The sequence below is a fragment of the Stenotrophomonas sp. YJH_SMC_133 genome (assembly GCF_059370655.1).
On the sequence record NZ_JCAFTW010000023.1, the window covers coordinates 1 to 26050 of the forward strand.

General features: G+C 64.2%; 15 protein-coding genes and 1 pseudogene. 10 read left to right on the top strand and 6 right to left on the bottom strand.

Features of this window, described 5'->3' with window-relative positions; all coding sequences use genetic code 11:
- From AC5P78_RS20705 to AC5P78_RS20730, 6 genes and pseudogenes are all read left to right on the top strand, one after another.
- Nucleotides 1-1666: pseudogene (locus AC5P78_RS20705) on the top strand (hypothetical protein); the annotation flags it as partial.
- A 694-nt stretch (nucleotides 1667-2360) separates the two neighbouring features.
- On the top strand, nucleotides 2361-3035 hold the full coding sequence (locus tag AC5P78_RS20710) for a polymorphic toxin type 50 domain-containing protein (protein ID WP_138970009.1): 675 nt from the start codon (nucleotides 2361-2363) through the stop codon (nucleotides 3033-3035).
- Nucleotides 3036-3040: 5 nt separating this feature from the next.
- Nucleotides 3041-3352 (top strand): MafI2 family immunity protein, encoded by a 312-nt coding sequence (locus tag AC5P78_RS20715; RefSeq protein ID WP_138970010.1) that lies wholly within the window; start codon nucleotides 3041-3043, stop codon nucleotides 3350-3352.
- Nucleotides 3353-4034: 682 nt separating this feature from the next.
- Entirely contained in the window at nucleotides 4035-4649 is a 615-nt protein-coding gene (locus tag AC5P78_RS20720; protein WP_269474155.1) for a hemagglutinin repeat-containing protein, read from the top strand.
- Between the two features lie 825 nt (nucleotides 4650-5474).
- Nucleotides 5475-6026 carry an HdeD family acid-resistance protein gene (locus AC5P78_RS20725; RefSeq protein WP_005414787.1) on the top strand — a complete coding sequence of 184 codons (552 nt, stop codon included), beginning with the start codon at nucleotides 5475-5477 and terminating at the stop codon, nucleotides 6024-6026.
- Nucleotides 6023-6493, top strand: coding sequence for a SecDF P1 head subdomain-containing protein (locus tag AC5P78_RS20730; RefSeq protein WP_235643395.1), 471 nt, complete (start codon nucleotides 6023-6025; stop codon nucleotides 6491-6493). Before AC5P78_RS20725 ends, AC5P78_RS20730 begins: the two co-directional genes overlap by 4 nt.
- Before the next feature lie 376 nt (nucleotides 6494-6869).
- Here AC5P78_RS20730 and AC5P78_RS20735 read toward each other — a convergent pair whose 3' ends face one another.
- The 6 genes from AC5P78_RS20735 to AC5P78_RS20760 form a co-directional block, all read right to left on the bottom strand.
- Nucleotides 6870-8657: an MFS transporter gene (locus tag AC5P78_RS20735; RefSeq protein WP_235643393.1), complete on the bottom strand. Its 1788-nt coding sequence runs from the start codon at nucleotides 8655-8657 to the stop codon at nucleotides 6870-6872.
- A gap of 123 nt (nucleotides 8658-8780) precedes the next feature.
- A complete protein-coding gene (gene nagA, locus AC5P78_RS20740) occupies nucleotides 8781-9908 on the bottom strand; it encodes an N-acetylglucosamine-6-phosphate deacetylase (RefSeq protein ID WP_088611081.1) in 1128 nt (375 codons plus the stop codon).
- Nucleotides 9905-10681 (bottom strand): DeoR family transcriptional regulator, encoded by a 777-nt coding sequence (locus tag AC5P78_RS20745; RefSeq protein WP_005414783.1) that lies wholly within the window; start codon nucleotides 10679-10681, stop codon nucleotides 9905-9907. Before AC5P78_RS20745 ends, nagA begins: the two co-directional genes overlap by 4 nt.
- A 33-nt stretch (nucleotides 10682-10714) precedes the next feature.
- Nucleotides 10715-12049: a D-tagatose-bisphosphate aldolase, class II, non-catalytic subunit gene (locus AC5P78_RS20750; protein WP_049395701.1), complete on the bottom strand. Its 1335-nt coding sequence runs from the start codon at nucleotides 12047-12049 to the stop codon at nucleotides 10715-10717.
- 16 nt (nucleotides 12050-12065) lie between these two features.
- Complete coding sequence (locus tag AC5P78_RS20755; RefSeq protein WP_043034233.1) at nucleotides 12066-13004, bottom strand: ROK family protein; 939 nt, start codon at nucleotides 13002-13004, stop codon at nucleotides 12066-12068.
- Entirely contained in the window at nucleotides 12997-14151 is a 1155-nt protein-coding gene (locus tag AC5P78_RS20760) for an SIS domain-containing protein (protein ID WP_005411499.1), read from the bottom strand. Before AC5P78_RS20760 ends, AC5P78_RS20755 begins: the two co-directional genes overlap by 8 nt.
- A gap of 322 nt (nucleotides 14152-14473) precedes the next feature.
- On the opposite strand from AC5P78_RS20760, the gene AC5P78_RS20765 reads away from it, so the two are divergent.
- The 4 genes from AC5P78_RS20765 to AC5P78_RS20780 form a co-directional block, all read left to right on the top strand.
- Nucleotides 14474-17833, top strand: coding sequence for a TIM-barrel domain-containing protein (locus tag AC5P78_RS20765; RefSeq protein WP_049395699.1), 3360 nt, complete (start codon nucleotides 14474-14476; stop codon nucleotides 17831-17833).
- A gap of 133 nt (nucleotides 17834-17966) precedes the next feature.
- Nucleotides 17967-20942: a TonB-dependent receptor gene (locus AC5P78_RS20770; protein WP_005414779.1), complete on the top strand. Its 2976-nt coding sequence runs from the start codon at nucleotides 17967-17969 to the stop codon at nucleotides 20940-20942.
- Between the two features lie 65 nt (nucleotides 20943-21007).
- The gene (locus AC5P78_RS20775; RefSeq protein ID WP_099523855.1) at nucleotides 21008-22363 is read left to right on the top strand and encodes a Gfo/Idh/MocA family protein; all 1356 of its coding nucleotides are present in this window, start codon (nucleotides 21008-21010) and stop codon (nucleotides 22361-22363) included.
- A gap of 312 nt (nucleotides 22364-22675) precedes the next feature.
- Nucleotides 22676-26050: RHS repeat domain-containing protein (locus AC5P78_RS20780; RefSeq protein ID WP_495217352.1), on the top strand; the 3375-nt coding region annotated here is incomplete at its 3' end.

A 26050-nucleotide genomic window follows, 5' to 3' on the forward strand; every position in this document is an offset into this window, starting at 1 on the left:
CGCACTGTCGGCCGTTGACCTGCGCAAGATGCAGGAGCGTGCCGAGGTGATGCAGCTGGGTGGGCAGCTGCTGTTCAAGGGTGTCGGCGACCTGGGCGGCTACCTGAGCCAGAAGGCGGAGACCGAAGAAGGCAAGGCGTTCTGGGCCGACGGCGGCAACGGCCGCGCACTGCTGCACGGCATGGCCGGTGCGGCGATGGCCGCATTGGGTGGTGCGGATGCGCTGAACGGCGCGGTGAGTGCTGCTGGTGCGGAGAAGGCCAAGATCGCGATCTCGGAATTCCTCGAGAGCAACAAGGGCAACCTGAGCTGGGAGGACTACCAGTCGCTGATGGAAGTTGGCAGCGCGATGGTGGGCGGGGCTCTGGGTGGAAGCACGGGCGCCAACATTGCCGTGACCGGGGATCGGTTCAATCGGCAGCTGCATCCGGATGAGGTGAAGTGGATCCGCTTCCATGCAGAGGAATTCGCCCGCGAGCAGAAGATCTCGAAGGAAGAGGCCTATCGCATCCTTCTTGTGGAAGCGGCTGCGTACGTTGACTCGAAAATACAGTCCGACCTGAGTGGAGTAGAAAACAACACTGACGCAATTGATTTCCTGCGCAAGAACCAGAACAAGTACGACTGGGGTACCGCGTTCGACAGCAGCGATCGGGACAACTTCTCTAAGTTCAGCGAAGAGCTTGGGCGCGAAACCGGCTATTTCAAAGACGTCTACACTGCCATCTCGGGAACTGCTTACGCCGCCGGATCAACCAAGGACTGGCGCTTTGAGTTCCAGGAGCCACTGCGCTACTACGGCGACGCCTCGCGCTCTCAGAAGGGCGTTGCCATGGTCCAGGCTGGCGCAGCTGCTCTTGGCATCGGTGCGGCGGCGGCTGTTGAGTTCGGTGGCTGGTGCATCCTCAATCCGTACAGTTGCACCAAGGCCATCAGCGGAGCCGCCGATGCGGTGATGGGTGACTACGTGGGTGGTCATTCGCTTGCACCTGTGCTGCCGGCCCTGGTGGCGGCAAAGGCTGCTACCACTGCGGAAGACACGCTTCGATTGTCGAGCAGCGCGGCAGGTGCTGAGATCGCAGGGAATGCTGCAAAGAAGGGGGGGCTGCAATCCGAGCAGATCCTGAAGTCTGTGCAGAACTCATCGACAGAAACGGCAGGCCAGGCTGCAAATAGGGCTCTGACTGCTGGGCGTGAGCTGACACATTTGTTCAAAGATGTTGAAACAGGTCTAAACTCGATAAATCCTGTCCGCTCCAATAATCGAGGTAGAATTTTGGAGCTTGGTTTGGATCCGGATAAGGGGAAAATTGCAGTGCATGAAGGTCAGGCGGCCGTCCAGTTAGAGAATTCCTTGGGAGGGACTCTGAAGAGGACAGACCCGGTGCAGGGCAGTAAAAATCCCGACTTCGTATTTGTCAGTGGGCCCTATGCGGGGAAGACCGTGGATTTCATGTGGACAGACGGTACAAAGTCTACTCAAATAAATAAATTCTTCTCCAATAATTCAGCGCAGAATCAGCGGCAGCTGATAGATCATGTAAACAAGGCGGATATGGTTCCTCTGGATTACAGGAATCTTGCTCCTGAAAATCAGGCTTTGGTAAACTCTTGGATAAAAATGCTCACTCCGGAGCAGCAGGGTAAAATTATTATTTTGAGGTAAATTATGGCGATGTACATTTCTATTGGCGACGGGAACGGGCCGCCAGGTGCTGGCTGGTCCACTTCGGGTGGGGTGTTCGATTGCATTGTAGAGTCGACAAGGATGCTCTTTCGGCCCGACGAACAGTGCTGCCTAAGCGATATCTATGCCCCGCTGGATGAGCAGGGACAGAATTTCATTGTTCTCGACTACGTCGATGAGAGCTGCTTTAATTTGTTCTATTCGCGGTGCAGGCGGGCTATGGAAGAGTTTCCTTCCTCGGAGCGAGCGAAGATCGTTCCCGAGAGTCATATCCCAGGAATCATATGGAATTGGTCCGAAGTTCTAAGAATCATGCGGGAAGATCCTCGTTATCGGGAGTCCGCGTAAAAGACAGATGGATGTTCGAGGTGGGTTGATTGCTGCTGGCACATACGGCAGGTATGTGAAACCGGATGGCACTTCATCAGTTCAGATGATTCTGGTGGCCCTGAGCGAATACAGCTGCGCGGAACCAGCAGTCGGTCGTCGAAGAACAAGAGCGGCAGCGGCGAGATCGGCTTCAGCATCTGCGGCAACCTGTCCATCATCAGTGAGCAGGACACCGACGACTACGCCAGCAAGCAGACGCAGGTCGGTGGCACCTTAGTGGCGTAGTTGCTGCAGCGGCGGCTTCAACATCACCGTGGGCGGCAACGCGCACCTGGAAGGCGGCGTGATCGGCAGTACTGCCGATGCCTCGAAGAACCGCCTGGATACCGGCAGCCTGAGCGTTGTCGACATCGAGAACGAATCCCGCGCCAAGACCAGTGGCGGTGGCATCAGCAACCCGCTGGGCAGCATGGCCGGCGCAGGACTGAGCCTGCTGGGCGGTACCAAGAAGAACGACAGCACCACCACCCACTCGGATATCGCCGCTGGCACGGTGGTGGTGCGCGATGGCAATGAAAGCGCCCTGGCCGGTCTTGATCGGACCGCGACCGGGTTTGATACCGACAGTGCACTGTCGGCCGTTGACCTGCGCAAGATGCAGGAGCGCGCCGAGGTGATGCAGCTGGGCGGGCAGCTGCTGTTCAAGGGCGTGGGTGACTTGGGCGGCTACCTGAGCCAGAAGGCGGAGACCGAGGAAGGCAGGGCGTTCTGGGCCGACGGCGGCAACGGCCGCGCGCTGCTGCGCGACATGTTCAATAGTGACGTGGACCCGTCTGAGCTCCTAGCTGGGGTTCATAGTGGAAAGTGCCCTGTCGTCGGGAATGGTTCACGAGGGAACCCAATTGTGGAATTTGGTCGGCCGATAGGCGTTGATGGAACAACCGGACAGGCCGTAACAAGGGGGCAGATACACTATAGTAAAAATGGTGCTCATATTGTTCCGGATGCGAGGAAGTAAGCGGTATGTTTTTGAATAGGTTGCCGGATTGGCTAGTGGTGTGCTTCAGGGTGGCGCTCCTCGGTGAGATATATCAGGAGATCCGAGCCATAGCTGTAGGGTACGACGAGAAGGGGAGGGTTTTGATTCGTTATTATCTTGAGCGTGACCCGACTGATCTTGATTGGGAAAGCGTAAAGGTCGTGGCGACAAATGTTGATGCAGCAAGTTCGGAGGTTGGTATTTCAAGAATCGACGTTGAATGCCTGTATGTTTCAGGCCCTCTGAGGGGCTTGCCATCACTTAGTGGTTTTGTATATGCACGCCGAGAGTTTTAACTAGGGATAGGGCTCGAAGGGTCTAAAGGATGGCTCTGTGTGCAAGATTTCCATGATTCTGTGCATGATCAGCGGCGGCTGATAGATTATTTTGCAAGGAATCGCAGGGCAATGCGAGGCTGGAAACTTTTATATGTTATATGCAATGCTGATGGCAAAATATCCTCGAGAACTTCCAAGAATAAACGTGGCGGTGGTCTGTGAGTTGCGTTGAAAGACAGGTCGAGATAATTGATTCTCTATATAGGGCGATGGATGCAAGTGCTGAGAATGGTTACACGGATGCTGTGTGTAGATTTCGCTATCTTCCAGAGGAGGATGGATCTCTTGGCATTGATTCCTCATTTTTTTACACGATCGGTGGCGTTTCCGTATCTGCATTTTTGAATGATTATGGTGATAAGGGTTGTGCTGATTTGGTTTGTGATCTCCATGATGTAATGAAGGAGCATACGGGAGGGGATTGGAGGGAGTTTGATATTGTGATTAATTCCGATAAGACTGTAACTACACAGTTTAGATATTCTTAGTGATTTTTGTTCATGCCATTAGTCTAAAATTCCCAGGATCCTTTGACTCGATGAGGAATTCTTGAAAACCAAGGTGGCAGACGCTGAAGTGAAAAATTTGGCGTAATGGCGGAGCTAGTGCTTTCGGTTGAGGGCTAGTCCGTCCTATCGGCATTGGCGCCTCCAGTTCCAGTGCCAGCCAGACCAGCCACGACCAGTCGGCGGTGGGCAGCACCATCCGCCGCCAGGGCGACGTCAGCATCGTGGCCACCGCCGGTGACCTGAACATCATCGGCAGCCAGGTGAAGGGTGACAACGTGACGCTGGCCGCGCGGGACAACATCACCCTGCGCAGCGAAGCGGAAGACCACACGCAGTCGTCGAAGAACAAGAGCGGCAGCGGTGAGATCGGCTTCAGCATCGGCGCGCAGACCGGTTGGTACGTGTCGGCCAGCACCGCCAAGGGCAAGGGCAGCGGCAACGGCACCACGCACGTCGAAACCGTGGTGGACGCCGACCGCAACCTGACCGTGATCAGTGGCAAGGACACCACGCTGCGGGGTGCCCAGCTGAGTGGTGACAAGGTGGCGGCCAGCATCGGCGGCAACCTGTCCATCATCAGCGAGCAGGACACCGACGACTACGCCAGCAAGCAGCCCCAGGCTGACGGCACGTTTTTGTGCGGCAGCGAGCGCTGGAGTGGGGGCCAACATCTGAGCTTTGTCGCCAGGCGTGGATGCCTTCAGCTCTGTTACCAGCCAAGTCTGGCACCACCAGAGCGCTGTTGACGACCCATGGAGTGGAGTGTTGTTGGCAGAGTTTGGTTCGGTGAACTAAAGTTAATTAAATAAGTGGTAAGGGCTGTCAAGGGAGCGCGAGTGAAAGATAAGAATTCATTGGCTATCGATTTCTCGGAGCGAGTTGGTGTGCCCATTGATAGGCGATATCTATCTGATTTTTCGACGTCATGAATGCGCGCGTCAAGGGAGATTGTTCATACTTCATTCTTAAGACGGACGGAGATAGGGTCGGTGCAAGGCTGACGTTCGTTTTTTGTGATCGTGCAAGGGGTGTTGTGCTGAGGAGGGATACTTCCAGCATTGAGGACGGCATGATGCACATGTTTGCTGGCCTGGAAGAAGCAGGCGGCTACGTTTGATTAGTTCAAGTAGCAGATAAGCCGGCGCTTCACCTGAAGCGACCTTGGCGTACTGGTTGGATGGCGTCCCGGCTTGTCTTGATATTGGAATGTGGGCCGTGCATATCGCTGATTCGGAGGGCCTTATCAATCCATCCCCGGGGTCATGCGGTGAATGTGGTGGTGCAGGACACACCCGGGACAACCCGCACAGCAGACTTGCATCGCAGAACTTGGCCGGCCTGGGCAGTGCGAAGAAAATGACAGCACCACCACCGGTACTCATACTGCCCCCGGCCGGGTGGTTGCGGAGTCCAAATGAGAGTCGAAGCAGGCCTTGATCTAACAGTCGCGGTGCTTGACGCTCATGTCCATTGGGGCGTCGATCCAAGACGAACCCGTCCAGAACCACCGTCATCTCCCTCTTCATCACAACGGGCTACGATGAACCCGGTTCCGGATCGAAGGAGTGGCCATGAATTCCCCCTTGTCTCCCCTGTTGTCGGCAATCGGCCGTAGCTGGTGGATCCTCCTGCTGTATGGCCTGGTCGCTCTCGGCTTCGGCATCATCGCCATCGGCTGGCCCTTGTCGGCGGCCATGGCATTGGCCTGGACGCTGGGCGTGATGGCCATCATCGAGGGCGTCATCAGCCTGTTCGCATTGATCAATGGCGGCAGCGGCGCGTCCCGCGGCTGGCTGGCGCTGTACGCCCTCGCCTCGCTGGGCTTCGGTATCCTGGCGGTGATCAATCCGCTGGCCACCGCCAGCGTGCTGGTGCTGTTCTTGGCGGCGTGGCTGCTGGTGGCCGGCATCTATCGCATCGTGTTCGCGATCCGCGTGCGCAAGCAGATCCAGGGCGAATGGTTGCTGATCCTCAGCGGCGTGCTGGCCGTGGTGCTGGGCCTGTTGTTTGCGGCCAACCCGTATGCCGGCGTGGCGGTCACCACGCTGTGGATCGGTATCGGCAGCCTGCTGTACGGCCTGCTGCAGGTGCTGGTGGCATTCAAGCTGCGGAAGCTGAAGTGAGAACGGCGCTTCCGCTGTTGGTGGGCGTGGCCTCGACCCTGGCCGGCTGCATGCTGGGCGCCACGCCCGCAGTGCAGACAGTCGAGCGCCATGCACCGCGCCCCGGTGTGGACGTGCGCCTGAGCGCGGTCGATGCGGATGGCAAGGGCACGCAAGCGCAGTGGCAGGGCGAGACCCTGGCGCTGCGCGAGCCGCCGATTGCCGACAGTGCAGATATCGCCGATGTGCGCTATGTGCTGGACGCGGGCCAGGAGCCCGGCCTGCAGATCCGGTATCGGCCAGAAGCACGCCAACGCATCCACGATGGCACGGCGGCGCTGGTGGGGCAACGAGCGGCGATCAGCGTGGATGGTCGCGTGCTGATGGTGGCGACGGTGAAAGGCCCGTTCGGTGAATCGATGATGTTGAGCGGGCTGCCGAGCGTTGCCGAGGCGCAGGCGTTGGCCAGGCATATCACCGGGAAGTGATGGCAGCGGTAGAGTCGACTGTTAGTCGACTCACGCGCGTAGCGCGGCGTTCTTGGTGTTGGAGCGAAGATCAGTCGACTAACAGTCGACTCTACCCGGTCTGCGTACCGTACCCATCGGCGTGCCACAGCCCAGCGACCTGAGGCGCAGGCGTTGGCCAGGCATATCACCGGGAAGTGATGGCAGCGGTAGAGTCGACTGTTAGTGGACTCACGCGCGCAGCGCGGCGTTCCTGGTGTTGGAGCGAAGAGCAGTCGACTAACAGTCGACTCTACCCGGTCTGCGTGCCGCACCCATCGGCGTGCCATACCGTCATCGGCGGGCCATACCCCGTTGGCATGTCATGGGGCATGGCCGACGCCAGGTGCAGGCGCTGTCAGCCCCGCTTTCCCGCGAACCGTGCCTCGATCTCCTCCAGTGACTTGCCCTTGGTCTCCGGCAGCCAGAACGCGGCTACCAGGAAGAACACGAAGGTGCACGCCGCCCAGAACACGAACATGCTGGCGTAGCCGTAGTGGCCCACCGTGGGCAGGAAGATGGCGGCGATGGTGGTCGACACGAACTGGTTGATCAGCAGCGCGATGCTCATGCCATTGGAACGGATGCGGTTCGGCATCAGCTCCGACAGTGCCAGCCACACGCACACGCCGGGGCCGACCGCGAAGAACGCGACGAACACCAGTATGCAGGCGGCCACGGCCCAGCCGTGTGCCGGTGGCGGCACCGGGCCGATGCGCGCCTGTTCGATGCGCAGCGGCGCCTGCGCGGCACTGGCCGGGTCGGCGAACGGGTTCAGATGCAGCTTGCGGAAGAACGCACCAATCACACTGTCGGGCTGCACAGTGCCGGCGCGCTCGATGCGCAGCTCGCGATCGGTCAGGTTGTCGCTGCGCAGGGCGCGCACGTTGGTGAAATCACCGTAGGCATAGGAGACGGTCAGCTGCATCGGCCGCCCTTCACGGTCGATCCCCGCGCCCAGGCGCTGCCACTGCGCATCATCCAGAACCAGTTGCAGGCCATCGCCGCTGACCGCCGCCTGCAGCTGCGGTTGCACATCGGCGCGGCCACGCTCGGCCTGGAAGAACAGCGCGGCCGCGGCCAGCAGGGCCACGCAGATGCCACCACTGCCGAGCATCAGCAGGAACTTGCGGCCCTTGCGGTCGACCAGCAGCAACGCGACCACGGTCATCACCGCATTGAGCAGCTTGATCGCCACGTCGGCGCCGTTGGCCACTGAACCGGACAGGCCGGCCTGGTTGAGGATGTTCACCGCGTAGGCCAGCACCGAGTTGATGCCGGTGGCCTGGGTGCAGGCCAGCACCACGCAGGCGAGCAGGAACGGCACCACGTAGCGGCGGCTGAGCAGCGGGTCACGCTTGCCATCGCTGCTGCTCGATTCCGGCGCCTGGATCTGGGCCAGCGTGGGCTCGACGTCTGCGGCGGCCAGGACGCGCTGGAGGCTGCGGCGGGCTTCATCGATGCGACCGCGGCGTACCAGCCAGCGTGGCGATTCGGACAGCCAGAAGATGCCGGCGCAGAACAGCAGGCCTGGCGCCAGGCAGGTCCAGAAGATGGTGCGCCAGGCGTGGTCCTTCACCGTGAACAGTTCCTGCGCCTGCTGCGCGACCGGCAGCGAACGCACGGCTTCGGCGGCGGCATCCACGGCGTGGGCGTGGTACAGGCCGATCAGGGCTGCCAGCACCAGGCCAACGGTCAGCAGCAGCTGGAACATCGCCGCGCCGCGCCCACGTCGCTCGGGGCTGAGCACTTCGGCTAGGTACAGCGGAATCACTACGCCGATCAAACCGCCACTGATGCCCTGCAGCAGGCGCCCCAGCAGCAGCGGCGTGTAGCCGGAAGCCAGTGCCATGATCGGAATCGAGGCAGTGAACAACAGGCCGGCCAGCAGCATCGCGCCGCGACGGCCGATCAGGTCGGCAACCATGCCGGCGAACAGCGAGGACAGCACGCTGCCCAGCAGCACCGCTGCCACCACGAAGCCGAGCTGCTGGCTGCTGAGCTGCCAGGCGTGGCTGGCAGTTGCTTCGAGATAGGGCAGGGCGCCGGCGATGATGCCGATGTCGATGCCGTACAGCAGGCCACCCAGGCCGCCGATGAAGAGCAGGTAGCGTACGGGCCAGCGCGGAGCGGTGCGTGCAGTCATCGGCATATCCCAGGAGGTGTTTCGGTGCGGATTGCTTTCTGTAGAGTCGAGCCGTGCTCGACTGACCGCGCATGGCGCGGCAGAGCAGTCGAGCATGGCTCGACTCTACGAAGGCACGGTGCGTCAGGCTGGTGTTGCGTTCAAATCGACCACGCGCCCACCCACCACCACCTGCTGCAGGCGCAGTTCGGCGTCCAGCACCACCAGGTCGGCGCGGGCGTCGGGCGCGATGCGGCCGCGATCGCCCAGGCCCAGATAGTCGGCCGGGAAGGTGGAGACACGTTGCGAGGCATCGGCCAGCTCCAGGCCCACCTGCACCAGGTTGCGCAGCGCCTGGTCCATGGTCAGCGCGCTGCCGGCCAGCGAACCCGTGGCCAGGCGCACGCAGCCGCCGCACTTGTGCACGCGCTGCTCGCCCAGTGCGTACTCGCCGTCGGGCATGCCGGTGGCGGCAGTCGCGTCGGTCACTGCGTACAGGCGCGGGATCGCGCGCGCGGCCAGGCGGATCACGCCGGGATGGATGTGCTGCAGATCGGGAATGATCTCGGCGTACTGCGCATGCGCGAGTGCCGCCGCCGCGATGCCCGGGCGATAGTGATCGACGCCGGTCATGCCGTTGAACAGATGGGTGAAGCCGGAGGCACCGGCCTGCAGCGCAGCAACACCTTCTTCGTAGGTACCGGCGCTGTGGCCGAGCTGCACGCGGATGCCCATTGCCGAAAGCGCGGGAACCAGCGCGGTGTGCTCGCCGATCTCCGGCGCCAGCGTCATCACACGGATCGGCGCCAGCGCGTGCAGCTGCTGTACCAGCGCCAGCGTCGCCTCGATGGTGCGGTTGGGCTGCGCGCCCAGCCGCTGCGGGCTGATGAACGGCCCTTCCAGATGTACGCCGACGATGCTGGCGGCGTCTGCATCGGGTGCGGCCATGGTGGCGGCCACGCCGTGCAGCGCGTGCTCGATCTCATCCAGGCCGGCGGTCATGGTGGTCGCCAGCAGCGTGGTGGTACCGAAGCGCAGATGGGTGCGGGCGATGGTGCGCGCCACGTCGCCGCCCTGCATCAGGTCCACCCCTGCAGCGCCGTGCACATGCAGGTCGATGAAGCCGGGCAGGATCACCGGCAGCTGCAGATCGTCAGCGCCGCTGTGGTCGTCCACCTGCAGCTGGCGCACGTGCGAATCGAAGTGGACGTGGCCACGCCGCCAACCCAGCGGGGTGAGGATGCGGCCATGCAGGGAACGGGTGTCGCTCATGCGGTGGGCTCGGCGATGATCACCTCGATGCCCAGCCGCTGCAGTCCCTCGCGGGTTGCGTCGTCGATGCCGGCATCGGTGATGATGGTGTGGATCTGATCCAGCAGGGCGATGCGGTGCAGGCTGACGCGCCCGAACTTGGAGGCGTCGGTCAGCACCACGATACGGCGTGCACGCTCGACCATGCGATGGTTGAGGCGGGCTTCGGCTTCGTCATGGGTGGTCAACCCGAACTGCAGGTCCAGGCCATCCACGCCCAGGAACAGCGTGTCGAAGCTGTAGGAGTTGAGGCTGGCTTCGGCCTGGCTGCCCTGCAGCGACAGCGACTGCTGGCGCAACAGGCCGCCGGTCAGCAGCACGTTGATGCCGGCCGCGTTGGCCAGTTCCCAGGCGATGTTCAGCCCGTTGGTCATCACCGTCACGTCGCGCTGCGTGCGCAGGTGGCGGGCCAGGGTCATCGTGGTCGAGCCGGAGTCGATGATGATGTTGTCACCAGGCCGTACCAGGCGCGCGGCACACGCGCCGATCGATTCCTTCAGCGGCAGGTTCAGTGCGTCCTTTTCGTGGATGTCCTGTTCCTGCGGCGGCGTGCGCACCAGCGTGGCGCCACCGTGGGTACGGTTGGCCAGGCCCTGCGATTCGAAATGGGTCAGGTCGGCACGGATGGTCACCGCCGACACGCCGAAGCGCTCGACCAGATCGGCCACCTGCACCGAGCCGTGCTCGATCAGCAGCTGCAGGATCTGTTGCCGGCGGGAGCGGGTGTTGCGCATGGCCATTCTCGGTGTCGCGGGGAAAGGTAGAGATTAGCCGTTCGCAGCAACGGCGGCAGCCGAACCTGCGTGGTGAGTGCGGGTTCCGGCCTGGTTAGCGCTGCAGGCACGGGCGTACTCGCCCAGACACAGGCCGATACGGTGCTGCACCAGTGCGGTGGGGGTGTTGGCCAGGGCGCCTTCGCGCACGGCGCGGTACTGTTCCGGCAGGTACTGGCTGAGCAGCACCAGCGGCGGCGCGTGCTGTTCCAGGTTGGCGAACAGGGTCTGCACCGCCTGTACCAGCGCCGGCTCGCCCCAGTAGTAGCGGCAGCGGTCGCTGAAGGAGTAACTGCGCAGCAGGCGCAGCGCTGCCTCATCGCCCTGGTAGTAGGACTGCCAGTACTTCGGCTGCGCCACCATCACCTCGTCCAGTACCTGCGGCAGGCGCGAGCATTGTGCGGCCGGCAGCAGTTCGGCCTCGATCGCGGCCAGCGCGAACAGCGCTTCGCGGTAGGCGAAGGTCGCCGCCGGGCCGACCTTGAGGATGGCGAAGTGGTCGCGCACCAGCGCGTGCAGGCCGCTTTCGCGCTGGTAGTCGGTGGAGTGCGCCTCGAACACGATGCGTGGCTGCTGTTCCAGGAAGTCGGCCAGCGTGCTGGCGGCGGCCGGGTCGTACTCGTGCACGCTGCTGTGGTCGAAGTCGACGCCCGGCTGCACCACCATCGCGATCACGCGCTGCCACGCATCACGCAGCTGCGGCGTGTCGAACGCCTGCTGGTGGATGGCCAGGGTCTGCGCGGCGGCGGCCGGCGTGGTCACCTGCAGTCCCTCGGCAAGCGAGGCTTCTCCACCGGGAATCGGCACCTCGGTACCGATCACGTAGACCGGCGGCGGCAGGCCGTGTTCGGCGGCGGTGCGTTCGGCGATCTCGGCCAGCTCGGCCGAGCGTGCGGCAACGATGGCATCGGGCAGCGGCACCGGGTCATCGGCGCAGGACATGCTGCAGTCGAGATGGATCTTGTGGAAACCGGCGGCGACGTAGGCTTCGATCAGCACGCGCGCGTGGGTCATCGCTTCGGCAGCCGGGCGCTTCTGCCAGGCATTCGGGCCAAGATGGTCACCGCCGAGGATCAGCCGCTCGCGCGGGAAGCCTTCCTCATCGGCCAGGGTACCGACGTAGTCGCGGTACTGCGGCGGGGTCATGCCGGTATAGCCGCCGAACTGATCGACCTGGTTGGAGGTGGCCTCGACCAGCAGCACGGTGCCGTGTGCCAGCGCCACGTGCATGGCCGCGCGCAGCACCTGCTCGTTGCTGCAGCAGACGCTGTACAGGCCGACGTTGGCACCGGCGCGGTGGGAGGCAAGCAGGGTCTGCAACGGGGACATGGTCAGGCTCCGGACATCAGGAAAACGAGGGTTGGCAGGCGAGCAGGGCGGCACCACGTGCGCCACCGGCATCGCCGAAGCGCGGCGGCACGATCGGCGGTACCTGCACGCCGTTGAACAGATGGGCAGCGATGGCCGACGGCAGCTGCTGGTACAGCGGCGCGTACTGCGAGAGACCACCGCCGAGCACGATCACGTGCGGGTCCAGCGCCAGCACCAGCGCGGCCAGGCTGTGGCCAAGCAGATCGCGGTGGATGTCCAACGCCTTGCGCGCACGTGCATCGCCGGCTTCGGCCAGGGCGATCACTGCGCTGGCGTCGGTGGCGCTGCCACCGAGATGGCGTTCGATCATCGCCACACCGCTGCCGGACACATAGCGCTCCACGCAGCCCTGCAGGCCGCAGCCGCAGTCCAGCAGCGGCAGGCCGTGGCGCTGCAGCAGATGGCCGGGCACGCTCCAGTGGCCCCATTCGCCGGCCAGGCCGTTGAAGCCGGACAGCAGCCGGCCCTGCAGGCAGAAGCCACCGCCGGCACCAGTGCCGAGGATGGCGCCGAACATGCTGGGGTAACCGTCGGCCGCGCCGCCGTGCGCTTCAGACAGGGCAAAGCACTGCAGATCGTTGCCGAAGTGCAGCGGACGCTGCAGGCGCGCCTGCAGATCCTGCGCCACGCATTGGCCGGTCAGTGCAGGCACGTTCGCGCTGAGCTGGCGGCCGCTGCGGCGGTCACGCACGCCGGGCAGGGCGATGCCGATGGCCGCATCGCTGCGGCCGAGGGCGGCGTCCGCCTCGGCCACCAGCGCCATCACCGCCTGCAGGAAGCCGTCGTAGTCACCCTGTGGGGTGGCCACGCGGCGGCGCCAGGTGACCTGCATCGCCGCATCGCACGCCACCAGCTCGATCTTGGTGCCGCCGATGTCGATGCCGTAGCAGGCGTGGGCGATCAGCTCAGCCATGGTGGATGGTGACGCCCTTGACGACGCGGTTGACGGTGCCATCCGGGAACGGGTTGTCCGGGGTCAGGCCAAGCGCGGCCGAGCGCTGCAGCGCGAACAGCTGCGCGAAGCCCAGCCACACCGGCGCCAGCCACGGGTCGTCCAGTGCCGGCACGGTGAGGGTGTATTCGTCATCGGCGCCGATGTCCGAATGCGGGCCGATCGCCAGCACCTGGCCGGCCACGCCGTCGCGGCGCAGTTCTTCCAGCAGGTCCTGTTCGTAGCGGCGCGCCAGCGGCTGCACGCTGCGCAGCACCACCACCAGGGTGTTGCCATCCAGCGTCGACTTCGGCCCATGACGGAAGCCCAGCGGGGTGTTGGCCAGCGCCAGCACGCGGCCAGCGGTCAGTTCCAGCACCTTTAGCGCGCACTCGCGTGCCAGCGCTTCCAGCGGGCCGCTGCCGAGGTAGATGATGCGGTTGAACGGGCGCTGCGCCAGCGCCGCCACCGGTGCGTCCCACTGCGCCTGGCCTTCGCGGGCCAGCGCGGCGATCTGCTTCAGGCGCGCCACGCGCGCATCCCACGGCGAACGATCGAACACGGTCAGCGCGGCCAGCAGCATGCAGGTCAGGCTGCTGGTCATGGCGAAGGCGCGGTCGCAGCTGGCCGACGGCATCAGCAGGGTGCAGGTATCGGCACGGCCGGCCCCACGGCGGGCCAGTTCGCCATCGGCGTTGCAGGTGATGTCGAGGAAGCGCGCGTCATCCACGTCGCTGCGCACGCGGTCAACCGCCGCCACGCTTTCCGGGCTGGAACCGCTGCGGCCGAACGAGACCAGCAGGGTCGGGCGGTCGCGCTGCAGGTACAGCGCCGGGTGGGTCAGCAGGCTGGTGGTGTGCACCACGCGCACATCGGCTGGCCACTGCGCGTTGATCGCGTCGGCCACCATTTCGGCGATGAAGCCGGAGCTGCCGGCGCCGGTGAACAGCACGCGCTGGTTGGGATCGTTGAGGCTGTCGCCGAGGAAGGCCTGCAGGCGGTCGCGGGCACGCGACAGGTCCTGTGCGAGGGCTTCCCACAGCGCAGGCTGCTGGGCGATTTCGGTAGCGGTATCGGCTCCGCCAAGGCGCTGCCAGGCGGACACATCGGAAAGCAGGGTGACGTCCATTCGGAGGTTCCAGTTGGGCCAGCGCACCATCTGTGTTTTCTTTCGAAATGTCAAATAGCGAAAGTAAAAAGAAAGAAAATGTGACGCCGACTTCGCTCTGCCCAGAGCACGTCGGAAAACGCAAGAATTCGCCAAATGCCGTATCGCACAATGATTAACAGGCGTCTGCAAGCGATTACACAAAGTATTGCGGCGCAACAACTTTCGTTTCAATGGAATATATCTTCCTTTTTCCTTTCAATTTGTTGACATCTTTCGAATCGCTGCCCTAGAGTCGGCCCAATCGCTTTCGAAACGCCCGGTGAACGGGTTGGGAGTCCGCGTGGAAAACTGCGTTCGTCGCTCGCCGCTGATGCTGGCCCTGTTGCCGGCATTGATGCTGGCGTCCATGCCGGCCCAGGCCGAGCCGGTCGGCAACCTGCGTTCGGTTGCCGCCAGCGCCAGCGGCGACGGCGTGCAGGGCTGGGACCTGCAGACCGACAAGGGCGCGCGCATCCGCATCGAACTGCCGGCCACCGACATCATCCGCGTGCAGGCCGGCCGCAACGGCACGCTGACCGGTGCCGGCGACAAGGCCGCACCGATCGTGCTGCCGCAGCCCAAGGCGAACGTGAAGGCGCAGCTGGAAGAAGACGCACAGGAAATCCGCGTGCGCACCGATGCACTGATCCTGCATGTACAGCGGCAGCCGCTGCGCATGCGCCTGGAACGCCTGGACAACGGCCAGCCCACCGCGCTGTGGCAGGAACTGCAGCCGCTGGACCTGGATGCCACGCAGAGTGTGCAGGTGCTGTCCTCGCAGGCTGATGAAGGCTATTTCGGTGGCGGCCAGCAGAACGGCCGTTACCAGTTCAAGGGCCGCGAGCTGGACGTGTCCTACTCCGGCGGCTGGGAAGAGGGCGACCGCCCCAGCCCTGCACCGATGCTGCTGAGCAGCCGTGGCTGGGGCATGCTGCGCAACACCTGGAGCGATGGCAGCTACGATCTGCGCGAGGCCGACCAGGCCACGCTGCTGCACCGCGAAGACCGCTTCGATGCCTATTACTTCGTCGGCGCCGACCTGCCGAAACTGATCGAGCGCTACACCCAGCTGACCGGCCGCCCGAACATGGTCGCGCGCTGGGCGCTGTCCTACGGCGATGCCGATTGCTACAACGACGGTGACAATGCCAAGAAGCCCGGCACCGTGCCCGAAGGCTGGAGTGACGGCCCGACCGGCACCACGCCGGATGTGATCGACTCGGTGGCCAAGCAGTACCGCGCCCACGACATGCCCGGTGGCTGGATCCTGCCCAACGATGGCTACGGCTGCGGGTACAAGAAGCTGCCGGAAACCGTGCAGGGCTTGGCCAAGTACGGCTTCCGCACCGGCCTGTGGACCGAGAACGGCGTCGACAAGATCGCCTGGGAAGTGGGCAAGGCCGGCAGCCGCGTGCAGAAGCTGGACGTGGCCTGGACCGGCAAGGGCTACCAGTTCGCGATGGACGCCAACCGTCAGGCGTTCAACGGCATCCTCGACAATTCCGATTCGCGCCCGTTCCTGTGGACGGTGATGGGCTGGGCCGGCATCCAGCGCTACGCCGTAGCGTGGACCGGCGACCAGAGCAGCAGCTGGGATTACATCCGCTGGCACGTGCCAACCCTGGTCGGTTCGGGCCTGTCCGGCATGGCCTACGCCAGTGGCGATGTGGATGCGATCTTCGGCGGCAGCGCCGAAACCTTCACCCGCGACCTGCAGTGGAAAGCCTTCACCCCGGTGCTGATGGGCATGAGCGGCTGGTCGTCGAACGCACGCAAGCACCCGTGGTGGTACGACGAGCCCTATCGCAGCATCAACCGCGATTACCTGAAGTTGAAGATGCGCCTGACCCCGTACATGTACGGGCTGGTGCACGAGGCCGCGCAGACCGGTGCACCGCCGGTGCGCGGCCTGATGTGGGACAACCCGCGCGACCCGCATGCGCAGGATGAAACCTACAAGTACCAGTTCCTGCTTGGCCGCGACCTGCTGGTGGCGCCGGTGTACCGCAGCCAGGCCGCCAGCCGTGGCTGGCGCCGCGACATCCACCTGCCGGCCGGCGGCTGGATCGACTACTGGGATGGCCGCCGCGTGCAGGCCGGCGCCGACGGCCGCCAGCTCGACCGGCAGGTGGACCTGGCCACGTTGCCGGTGTTCGTGCGTGCCGGTGCGATCCTGCCGATGTACCCGTCGATGCTGTTCGACGGCGAGAAGCCGCTGGATGAAGTGACGTTCGACCTGTACCCGCAGGGCGAGTCGCAGTACACGCTGTACGAAGACGATGGCAACACGCGCCGCTACCAGCAGGGTGAGTCGAGCACGCAGCAGATCCGAGTGCAGGCGCCGGTGCAGGGCAGTGGCCCGGTGCAGGTGCAGATCGATCCGGTGCAGGGGCAGTACAATGGCCAGCTGGCGCAGCGCCGTTATGGCCTGCGCGTGCTCAGCCGCCAGGCGCCGCGTGCGGTGCAGGCCGGTGGCCGCGCGTTGCCGGCGCTGGCCGATGCGGCGGCGTTCAACGGTGCGGCTGAAGGCTGGTACTTCGATGCCAAGGAGCGCCGTGGCACGCTGCACGTGCGTACCGCTACCCAGGACATCCGCCAGCCGCTGCAACTGCAGCTGGACTTCGCGGTGGCCGCTGCGGCCGCCGACGATGCCTATCCGGCTGCGCCGGTGCTGGGCCGCGAACTGCCGGCCGACAGCCTGCTGGTGGTCAACCGCCCGGCCGAAGAGCCTGGCCATGCGCTGGAAAATGCCTTCGACGACGATCCGGCCACCTGGTTCCGCAGTGTGCGCAACCAGGCCGTGCGCACCGGTGCGCATGAGTGGGTGATCGGCTTCGGCGAGCGCAGGATGATCGACGGCATCGACATCGCGCCGCGCAACGACAAGAACTGGAAGCACGGCCAGGTGCGCGACTACGAGGTGTACCTGGGCGATAGCAATGGCGAGTGGGGCGAGCCGATCGCACGTGGCCGCCTGCAGTTGAAGGAGGGCGTGCAGCGCATCGCGTTCCCGGCCCATGCCGGGCGCCTGCTGCGCTTCCGCGTGCTGAGCGTGCAGAACCCCGAAGGCGACGGCGCCAGCAGCACCGACCCGATGGTCACCGCCGCACAGGGCAGCGCCCGCGCATTCGATGCACTGCAGCCACGCGACGTCGGCCCGATCGCCTTGTCCACCTTCCACATCCTCGAACACCAGGAACCGGAGCGACCGGCCCGGCAGCGCTATCTCTCCGAGCTGCCGGTGCCGGCCGCGCTGGCCAGCCAGGTGCGCACCGACCAGTCCTTCCGTGGCGACGCCGGCATGCGCATGAACGGCCTGCAGTTCCGCCGTGGCCTGGGCGTCGGCGCCAACAGCCGCATCGACCTGCGCCTGCAGGGCGGCTGGCACCTGCTGCGTGCCGACCTCGGCATCGACGACGCCTGCCGCACCGCCGGTGGCCTGCAGTTCCAGGTCTGGGGTGACAACCGCCTGTTGTATGACAGCGGCCTGGTGAAGGCACCCGGCGTGGTCAAGCCGGAGCTGGACATCCGAGGCCTTTCCACCCTGAGCCTGCGCACGCTGGGTGCGCAGGGCAGTCAACCCGCCCAGGTCTGCGCCAACTGGGCCAATGCCGTACTGATCGGCCAGGAGGGCGACTCCGCCAGCATCGTCGCCCCATGACCCCCTCGTAACACCGCTCCTCCCCCCGCCCATTCCGACTACGGCCCTCGTGGCCGTGGCCCGGGAGCGTTTTGCCCGCCGAACGCCCACGCGCTCACTTATTGCGCTGCACCCCTGCCAGGAGAGAACCCCGATGTTGCCCGCCCGCCACCACCGCCCCCCCTGTCGTTCGATCGCTCCGCTGTCGCTGGCCATCGCCGGCGTGCTGCTGTCGGTCGCCGTTCCTGCCTTCGCCCAGGAGAGCAAGGACAAGGCCACCGACCTGGCCCGCATCGAGGTCACCGGTTCCAACATCCGCCGCACCGACGTGGAAACCGCCTCGCCGGTGCAGGTGATCAGCAAGCAGGACATCCAGAACATGGGTGCGCGCACGCTGCTGCAGGTGCTCGACAACCTGCCGGCCGCCCGCCCGGCGCAGCAGGACGCGCGTTCGCTGTTCACCGGTTCCGATGGTGCCTCGCAGGCCAATCTGCGTGGCCTCGGTGCCCAGGGCACGCTGGTGCTGCTGAACGGTCGCCGCCTGTCGTACTACGGTGCACCGGCCGGCTTCCAGACCCAGTTCGTCAACATCGATGCGATTCCGGCCGCGGCCATCGAGCGCATGGAAGTGCTGACCGACGGCGCCTCGGCGGTGTACGGCACCGACGCGGTGGCCGGCGTGATCAACGTGATCACCAAGCGCAACTTCCAGGGGGCCGAGGTCAGCTTCACCAACGACACCTCTTCGCGCATCGACTCCTACGGCGAACGCCAGGCCAGCATCACCGCCGGCTTCGGTGACCTGGCCGAGAACCGCTTCAACATCTACGGCGCGGTGAACATGTACCGCCGCGACGCGATCCCGCTGAGCGATTTCTACGACAAGCGGCCCGACCAGTACTACGTCAACAATCCGAACTACCTCAACAACCTGCGCCTGGGCGTGGGCAGCAAGCCGGGTGAATTCAATCCGGGCACTTACTTCGCCTTCGATCCGGTCACCGGCCGCCGCGTGCAGGAAGCTGCACCGGGTTGCAGGAACGTGCTGACCAGTGAAGCGGCCGGTCCGCGTTGCGTCTGGGAAACCTGGATGAACAACGAGATCGACGCCGGTGCCAAGTCCGAGCGCAACACCGCCTACCTCAACGGCACCTTCCTGGTCGGTGACAGCACCGAGATCTTCGCCGAGGCGACCTACACCGACATCGACCTGCGCGCCAACGGCGGCACGCCGCGCACCTACGGCACCACCACCGGCAACCCGACCAGCTGGTTCTCGCGCAATACCGGCAACACCGTCAACCAGTTCCTGTACCCGTTCCTGGGCCCGAACAACGAGTACAACCACGCCAGCCCGCAGATGAAGGCGATGATGGGCGGTGTGGTCGGCCTGAATTACCTGCTGCAGGATGCCGGCCCGAACTATTTCGGCCAGCGCAATACCGACAAGAGCTACCGCGTGCTGGCCGGTGCGCGTGGCAACCGGGGCGACTGGAACTGGGAAACCGCGTTCGCCAGCGCCGGCACCCACTCCACCACCTACCAGACGATCAACGTCAACACCAAGGGCTTCGAGAAGGCCTTCGGCCCGTACACGATCGATCCGGGCACCGGCCGCGTGATCATCTCCGACCATCCGGCGTACAAGTTCGGCGAGATCAGCGAAGCCAACGCCGCGCTGATCCGTGAAGCGTTCCCGACCTTCGACATCCAGTCGTGGACCCGCCTGCACACCCTCGACGGCAAGATCGAAGGCCCGCTGTTCCAGCTGCCGGCCGGCGAGATGCGTGCGGCATTCGGCTTCAACGCCAGCCGCGAAACCTTCTACACTCCGGGCAACGCCGACGCCGCCAACGGTCTGATCACCCAGCAGGGCGGTTCCTGGTTCGACGGCAAGCGCAACACCTACGCGCTGTTCGCCGAAACCGTGGCGCCGATCACCGACAAGCTGGAACTGGATGCGGCGGTGCGCGTGGACAAGTACCCGAACTTCAGCGCCAACGTGGCACCGAAGATCGGCTTCAAGTACCAGGCGTTCGACCAGCTGATGCTGCGCGGTACCTACTCCACCGGCTTCCGTGCACCGAGCCTGGCCGAGTCCGGCAATGGCGGCGTGTTCGCCCAGCTGGGCGGCTTCCGCGACGAGCTGCGCTGCAACGAGACCAACGCCATCGCCAACCTGTTGCTGAAGTCGCAGCGGCCGGGTGATGTCGACCTCGGCAAGAACATGCTGAACGTCGACTGCAGCCGCACCGTGGCCCGCATGACCCAGCCGAACAAGGACCTGAAGCCGGAGAAGGCGAAGATCGCCACCCTCGGCTTCGTCTACGAGCCGGCGAGCTGGCTGTCGGTGTCGGCCGACTACTGGTTCATCTACCGCAACAACGAAATCGTCGCGCCGGACTATCGCCGCATGGAAGACATCATCTCGATGTCGCGCTCGCCGATCACCGACAGCGACCGCGCCAACCTGGCGCAGCTGGCGGCCATGTGTGCCGACCCGGCCAGTGGCGTGAGCTGCCCGTCGGTGCTGCCGGGCTATTCGGCCGGCAACGTGGCCAGCGTCGTGGGCCAGTACAAGAACCGTGGCAAGACCCTGATCGACGGCTTCGACATCGATGCGCGCAGCCGCTTCTCGCTGGGCGACTGGGGCAACCTGAATATCGGCCTGGCCGCCACCATCGCCAACCGCAACCGCTTCTACATGGACGCGGAGAACGGCTGGTACTACGGCGACGTGGTCGGCTACTACAACAACCCGCGCCTGCGTGCCACGCTCAATGCCGACTGGACCTACAAGCAGGTCACCACCAGCATGTTCGTCAACTACGTGGGCGGCACCAAGTGGGCCACCGACCAGGTTGATGAGGTGAGCAACAACAAGGAAACCTGCACCGGTGGCTACCTGGCCCTGCAGAAGAGCAAGTGCGATGGTGCGCCGTCGTGGTGGACTGCCAACATGAGCGTCACCTGGCGCCCGGATGACGCGTGGAACCTGAGCTTCACCGTCAAGAACCTGTTCAACCGCCTGCCGTTCTACGATCCGAACAGCTTCCTGGGTGACTCCAGTGACTACGCCACCATCTTCGGTCGTGGTTACAGTGTGACCATCGGCTACCGTTTCAAGTAATTCCGTTTGCGTGACCCGGCGGGCCGGCTACGGCCGGCTCGCTGCCAAGAGGAGAGATGTTTGCCATGAAGCGTAGGGAATTCATCGCGGCCAGTGCCGCTGTCGCCGCCAGCAGCCTGCTGCCGCAGACCCCGGCGTGGGCACGCGGGCGCAAGGTGCGCCTGGCCATGATCGGTACCGGCATGCGTGGCCTTGTGCTGCTGAAGGAGCTGGTGCGCCGCGACGATGTCGAGGTGGTCGCGCTGTGCGACATCGAACCGATAATGCTCGGTCGCGCCATGGACATGGTGGCCAAGGCCGGCAAGCCGGCACCGAAGACCTACGGACAGGATCGCGACACCAATGCCTGGAAGCGCCTGCTGGAACAGAAGGGCATTGATGGCGTGATCATCGCCACGCCGTGGGAGTACCACGCACCGATGGCGATCGCCGCCATGCAGGCCGGCGTGGCCGTGGGCTGCGAAGTGGTGGCCGGCATCACCCTGCAGGACCACTGGGACGTGCTGAAGACCCAGCTGAGCACCGGTACCCCTTACATGCTGCTGGAGAACGTCTGCTACCGCCGCGACGTGATGGCCGCGCTGCAGATGGTGCGCCAGGGCCTGTTCGGCGAACTGGTGCATCTGCAGGCCGGCTATCAGCACGACCTGCGCGGCGTGAAATTCAATTCCGGCGACCCGAACCAGCCCTACGACAGCGGCGTGGAATTCGGCCCCAAGGGCTGGAGCGAAGCACGCTGGCGCACCGAGCATTCGGTGCAGCGCAACGGCGAGCTGTACCCCAGCCACGGCATCGGCCCGTGCGCGATGTATACCGGCATCAACCGTGGCAACCGCTTCACCCATATCAATGCCTTCGCGACCAAGGCGCGTGGCCTGCACGAGTACACCGTTGCCAAGAGTGGTGGCACCACCCACCCCAGCACCAAGGTGAAGTTCAAGCTGGGCGACATCGTCACCACCACGCTGGCCTGCGAGAACGGTGAGACCATCCTGCTGCAGCACGACACTTCGCTGCCGCGCCCGTACTCGATGGGCTTCCGCGTGCAGGGCACCAAGGGCCTGTGGATGGACGTGAACCATTCGATCCACATCGAAGGCCGCAGCCCGCCGCACCAGTGGGAAGAGTTCAAGAAGTACCAGGACGAGTACGAGCACCCGCTGTGGAAGCAGAACGCCGACACCGCCGCCAGCGCCGGCCACGGTGGCATGGACTGGTTCGTCATCCATGCCTTTGTTGAAGCGCTGAAGGCCAAGGCGCCGATGCCGATCGACATCTACGACGCAGTGACCTGGAGCGCGATCACTCCGTTGAGCGAGCAGTCGATTGCCAACAGTTTCCAGACGCTGGAGTTCCCGGACTTTACTGCCGGCGCGTGGAAGCAGCGCAAGCCGATCTTTGCGTTTGATGGGAAGTACTGAGATTTACCCCTTCCATGCGGTGACGGAAACGCCGGGCGATGCCCGGCGTTTCTGTTTCTGGGGCATTCGCCTTGTTGAGCCGAGCCCACGCTTGGCTGCATTTCCGACACGCCCCCCCTGCATCAGAAAGTTCTGAAATTCGACTCATTCCACAGTTTTTGACTTGAATGTGTAAACCACATCGGAGATAACGTCCCCATGCGGCCACGCCGCATTCCGGACCAGGGACGATCCGAAGCATGACGTGAAGAGGCTGCTGCCCCACGTTCTCGTTCCCGCCGGCGCTGTGTCCGTCCAGGAAGGAGAACAGGGATGTTGAAGGCAAACTCTGGCACTTCGCTCATCAGTCTGGCGCTGTTCGTGCTGGCGTGCTCGACGTCCAGCGTGCAGGCGCAGGAGATCGAGAAGAAATGGGAAAGCTACTTCTCGATGGGAGAGCCCCGTTCCACAGAGGCGGCTGTCCAGAAAGACATACGGGCCTTCTTCGCCGAGTATGAGGTCGATAAGCCTTTCGTTTGGGAGGTCAAGCGCCAGAGGGCCCTTCCTAACAAGACGATCTATGACTATCGCGTCAAGCCCGAGAAGATCGTCACCACGGATTGGGTGTATGAGCAGAACCATCAGAAGTACGCCACGGAGGATGCCGTCCGCAGCATGTTCCTGTCGAAGAATGCGAGCGATCCGCGGTGCGCTGCCACCGTCATGACTGAAGAGGCCTGGGAGGAGGTTGGCGGGCTTGGAGTGGGAGATGACGGTAGCGTCATCAACGAAAGCAAGCGCTACAAATTCGCTAAGAACACTTATTTCGAGGGCATTAATTCCTGCAGGCAGACGGTCTTCTGGCAAAATGCATCTCGGAGTAGAACCGCAAAATGCATGAATCGCCCCATGATGATGTGGGACGATAACCTGGGCATGTGCGCCCTGATCCAGCAGGACGACCCAAACATGGCAATGCTGCTGGCCTACTGGACTTCTCCGCTGCCGCCGCAGGAGTGCAAAGTCGGTAATCCATGCGACCCTACCACCGGCGACAAGTCTCAGCCGGAAGCGGACCTTGATTTCGGGTGGGTCCGCTTCGATCGCCAGTATCATTCCTTGACCAGCACCAGCGGCGGAGCCATGGGCCAAGGTTGGACGCACTCGCACAATATTCACCTGACGCTCGGCATTGATGACACGGGCTATCCGCCGAGTTCGGAAGTCCAGGTGGGTTTGATTGACGCTGAGGGTGGCCAGCTCGCCTTCAAGAAGGTGGGAGCGGTGTATGAGGCAATGGATGGCAGTGGGGACCGCGTGGCTCAACAGGGGAGCCTATGGTTGTTGTCGCGGGCTCAGGAGCGCATTCAGTTCGATGCCGGCGGCCTTATGCAGCGCCGCGATTTCGAAGACGGAACCTCGCTAACCTATGCACGCGACAGCCATGGCCGCCTGCTCAGCATCACCCATTCAACCGGCCGGCGCGTGGACGTCCAGTATCTCGCGCCGGGTGACGATTCGCTGATCTCGGCCCTGGTGATCGCCGGCCAGCCCGTGGTGAGCTACGCCTATTCCCCGGCCGGGGAATTGATCAGTGCGACCTACGCAGACGGTGCCAGCCGCACGTATCACTATGAGGACGCCCGCTTCCCGGGCTACCTGACCGGCATTACCGCCGAGGGCAACCAGCGTTACAGCTGGTACGGCTACGACGCCAAGGGGCGGGTCACCTGCAGCCGCCATTCCGGCGATTGCAGTCAGGCCGACGTGGGCATTGATGGCGTGCGCCTGGAGTACACCCTGGCAGGCACCACGATCGTCACCGACGCACTGGGCAAGCAGAGCACCTACGCATTGACCGCCAGCGGCGCCAGCGGCCTTCCGCGCAAGGTCAACGGCGTCACCGAGAGCAACGGCAGCATCAGTCGCACCTATCTGCCCGAGGGCACCGATTTCCGGCGCCGGCTGCAGTCGGTGACCGATCGCCGAGGCGTTGTCACCCAGTATGCCTATTCCGAGGCCAGCGATGCTGCCACAGGCGCCATCAGCGTGACCACCACCACCGAAGCGGCCGGTACTCCGGACCAGCGCGTCAGCGAAATGCGCGTGGCCATGGACAGCAATCGGCTGGTGCAGCAGACCGTCGGTAACCGTGAGATCCGCATCGTGCGCAATGCACGCCTCCAGCCGACCACCATCGCCGTGCGCGACATGGTGACCGGTGACACCCGCGTCACCACGCAGACCTACTGTGAGGCAGAGGGCCCGGAGTGCCCGCTGATGGGACTGCTGCGTAGCGTGGATGGCCCGCGTAGTGATGTGGCGGATGTCTCCACCTATGCCTACTACACCGCGGATGACGCGGGATGCGCGGCCAATGGTGCCTGCAGCTATCGCAAGGGCGACCTGCGCAGCGTGACCAATGCGCTGGGCCAGACGGTCGAGACCTTGGCCTACGACGCGTTCGGGCGGCCGTTGTCGGTCAAGGACGCCAACGGCGTGGTAACTGATTACACCTACCATCCCCGCGGCTGGCCGACCTCGATCACCGTGCGCGGTGCCACCACAGCCGAGGACCGGGCTACCCAGATCAGCTACTGGCCGACCGGCCAAGTGCAGCAGGTCACCGAGCCCGACGGCAGCAGCGTCACCTACGTCTACGACGCCGCGCAGCGGCTGACGGATATCGCCGACAGCGCTGGCAACACCATCCACTACACGCTGGACAATGCCGGCAACCGCCTCAAGGAAGACACGCTGGATACTGGCGGCACGCTGCGTCGCACCCTGGCGCGGACGTTCAACACGCTTGGCCAGCTGACCGCGCTGAAGGATGCGGGCAACCACGCCACCGGCTTTGCCTACGATGCCAACGGCAACCCGCAGACGATCACCGACGCACTGCAGCGCGTGACCAGCCAGCAGTACGACCCGCTCAACCGCCTGGCGCAGACCCTGCAGGATGTCGGCGGCGTGGCGGCGGAGATCCGCAGCCAGTACAACGCGCTGGACCAGGTCACCCGGGTCACCGACCCGAAGGGCCTGCATACCACCTACGCCTACAACGGTTTCGGTGATCTGACCGGGCAGGTCAGCCCGGACAGTGGCGCCAGCAGCTTCACCGTGGACGCCGCCGGCAACCGCAAGACCGCCACCGATGCGCGCGGCGTCACCGCCACCTATCACTACGATGCGCTCAACCGCCTGATCGGCATCGCCTATCCGGACCCCAATCTAGACGTGGGCTACAGCTATGACGTGGCGCCGGCCGCCTGTGCCGCCGACGAGCGCTTCGCCAAGGGCCACCTGGGGCAGGTGCTGCACGCCAATGGCAGCACCCAGTACTGCCATGACCGTTTCGGCCAGGTCACCCGCAAGGTGCAGACCGTCAATGGTGTGGCCACCACCCTGCGCTATGCCTACAGCAAGTCGGGTCGCTTGACCGCGTTGACCTACCCCGACGGCAGCGTGGCCGACTACGTGCGCGATACCCAGGGCCGCATCAGCCAGATCGGCCTCACCCGCCCCGGCCAGGCGCGCCAGATCGTGGTGAACAACGTGACCTATGCGGCCTTCGGCCCGGCCACCGGCTGGGCCTATGGCAATGGGCGGCAGCTGCAGCGTCCGCTGGACTTGGACTATCGCCCGCAGGCGGTGCACGACCCGGCTGCGGGCGGTCTGTCGCTGGGCTACGGCTACGACCCGGTC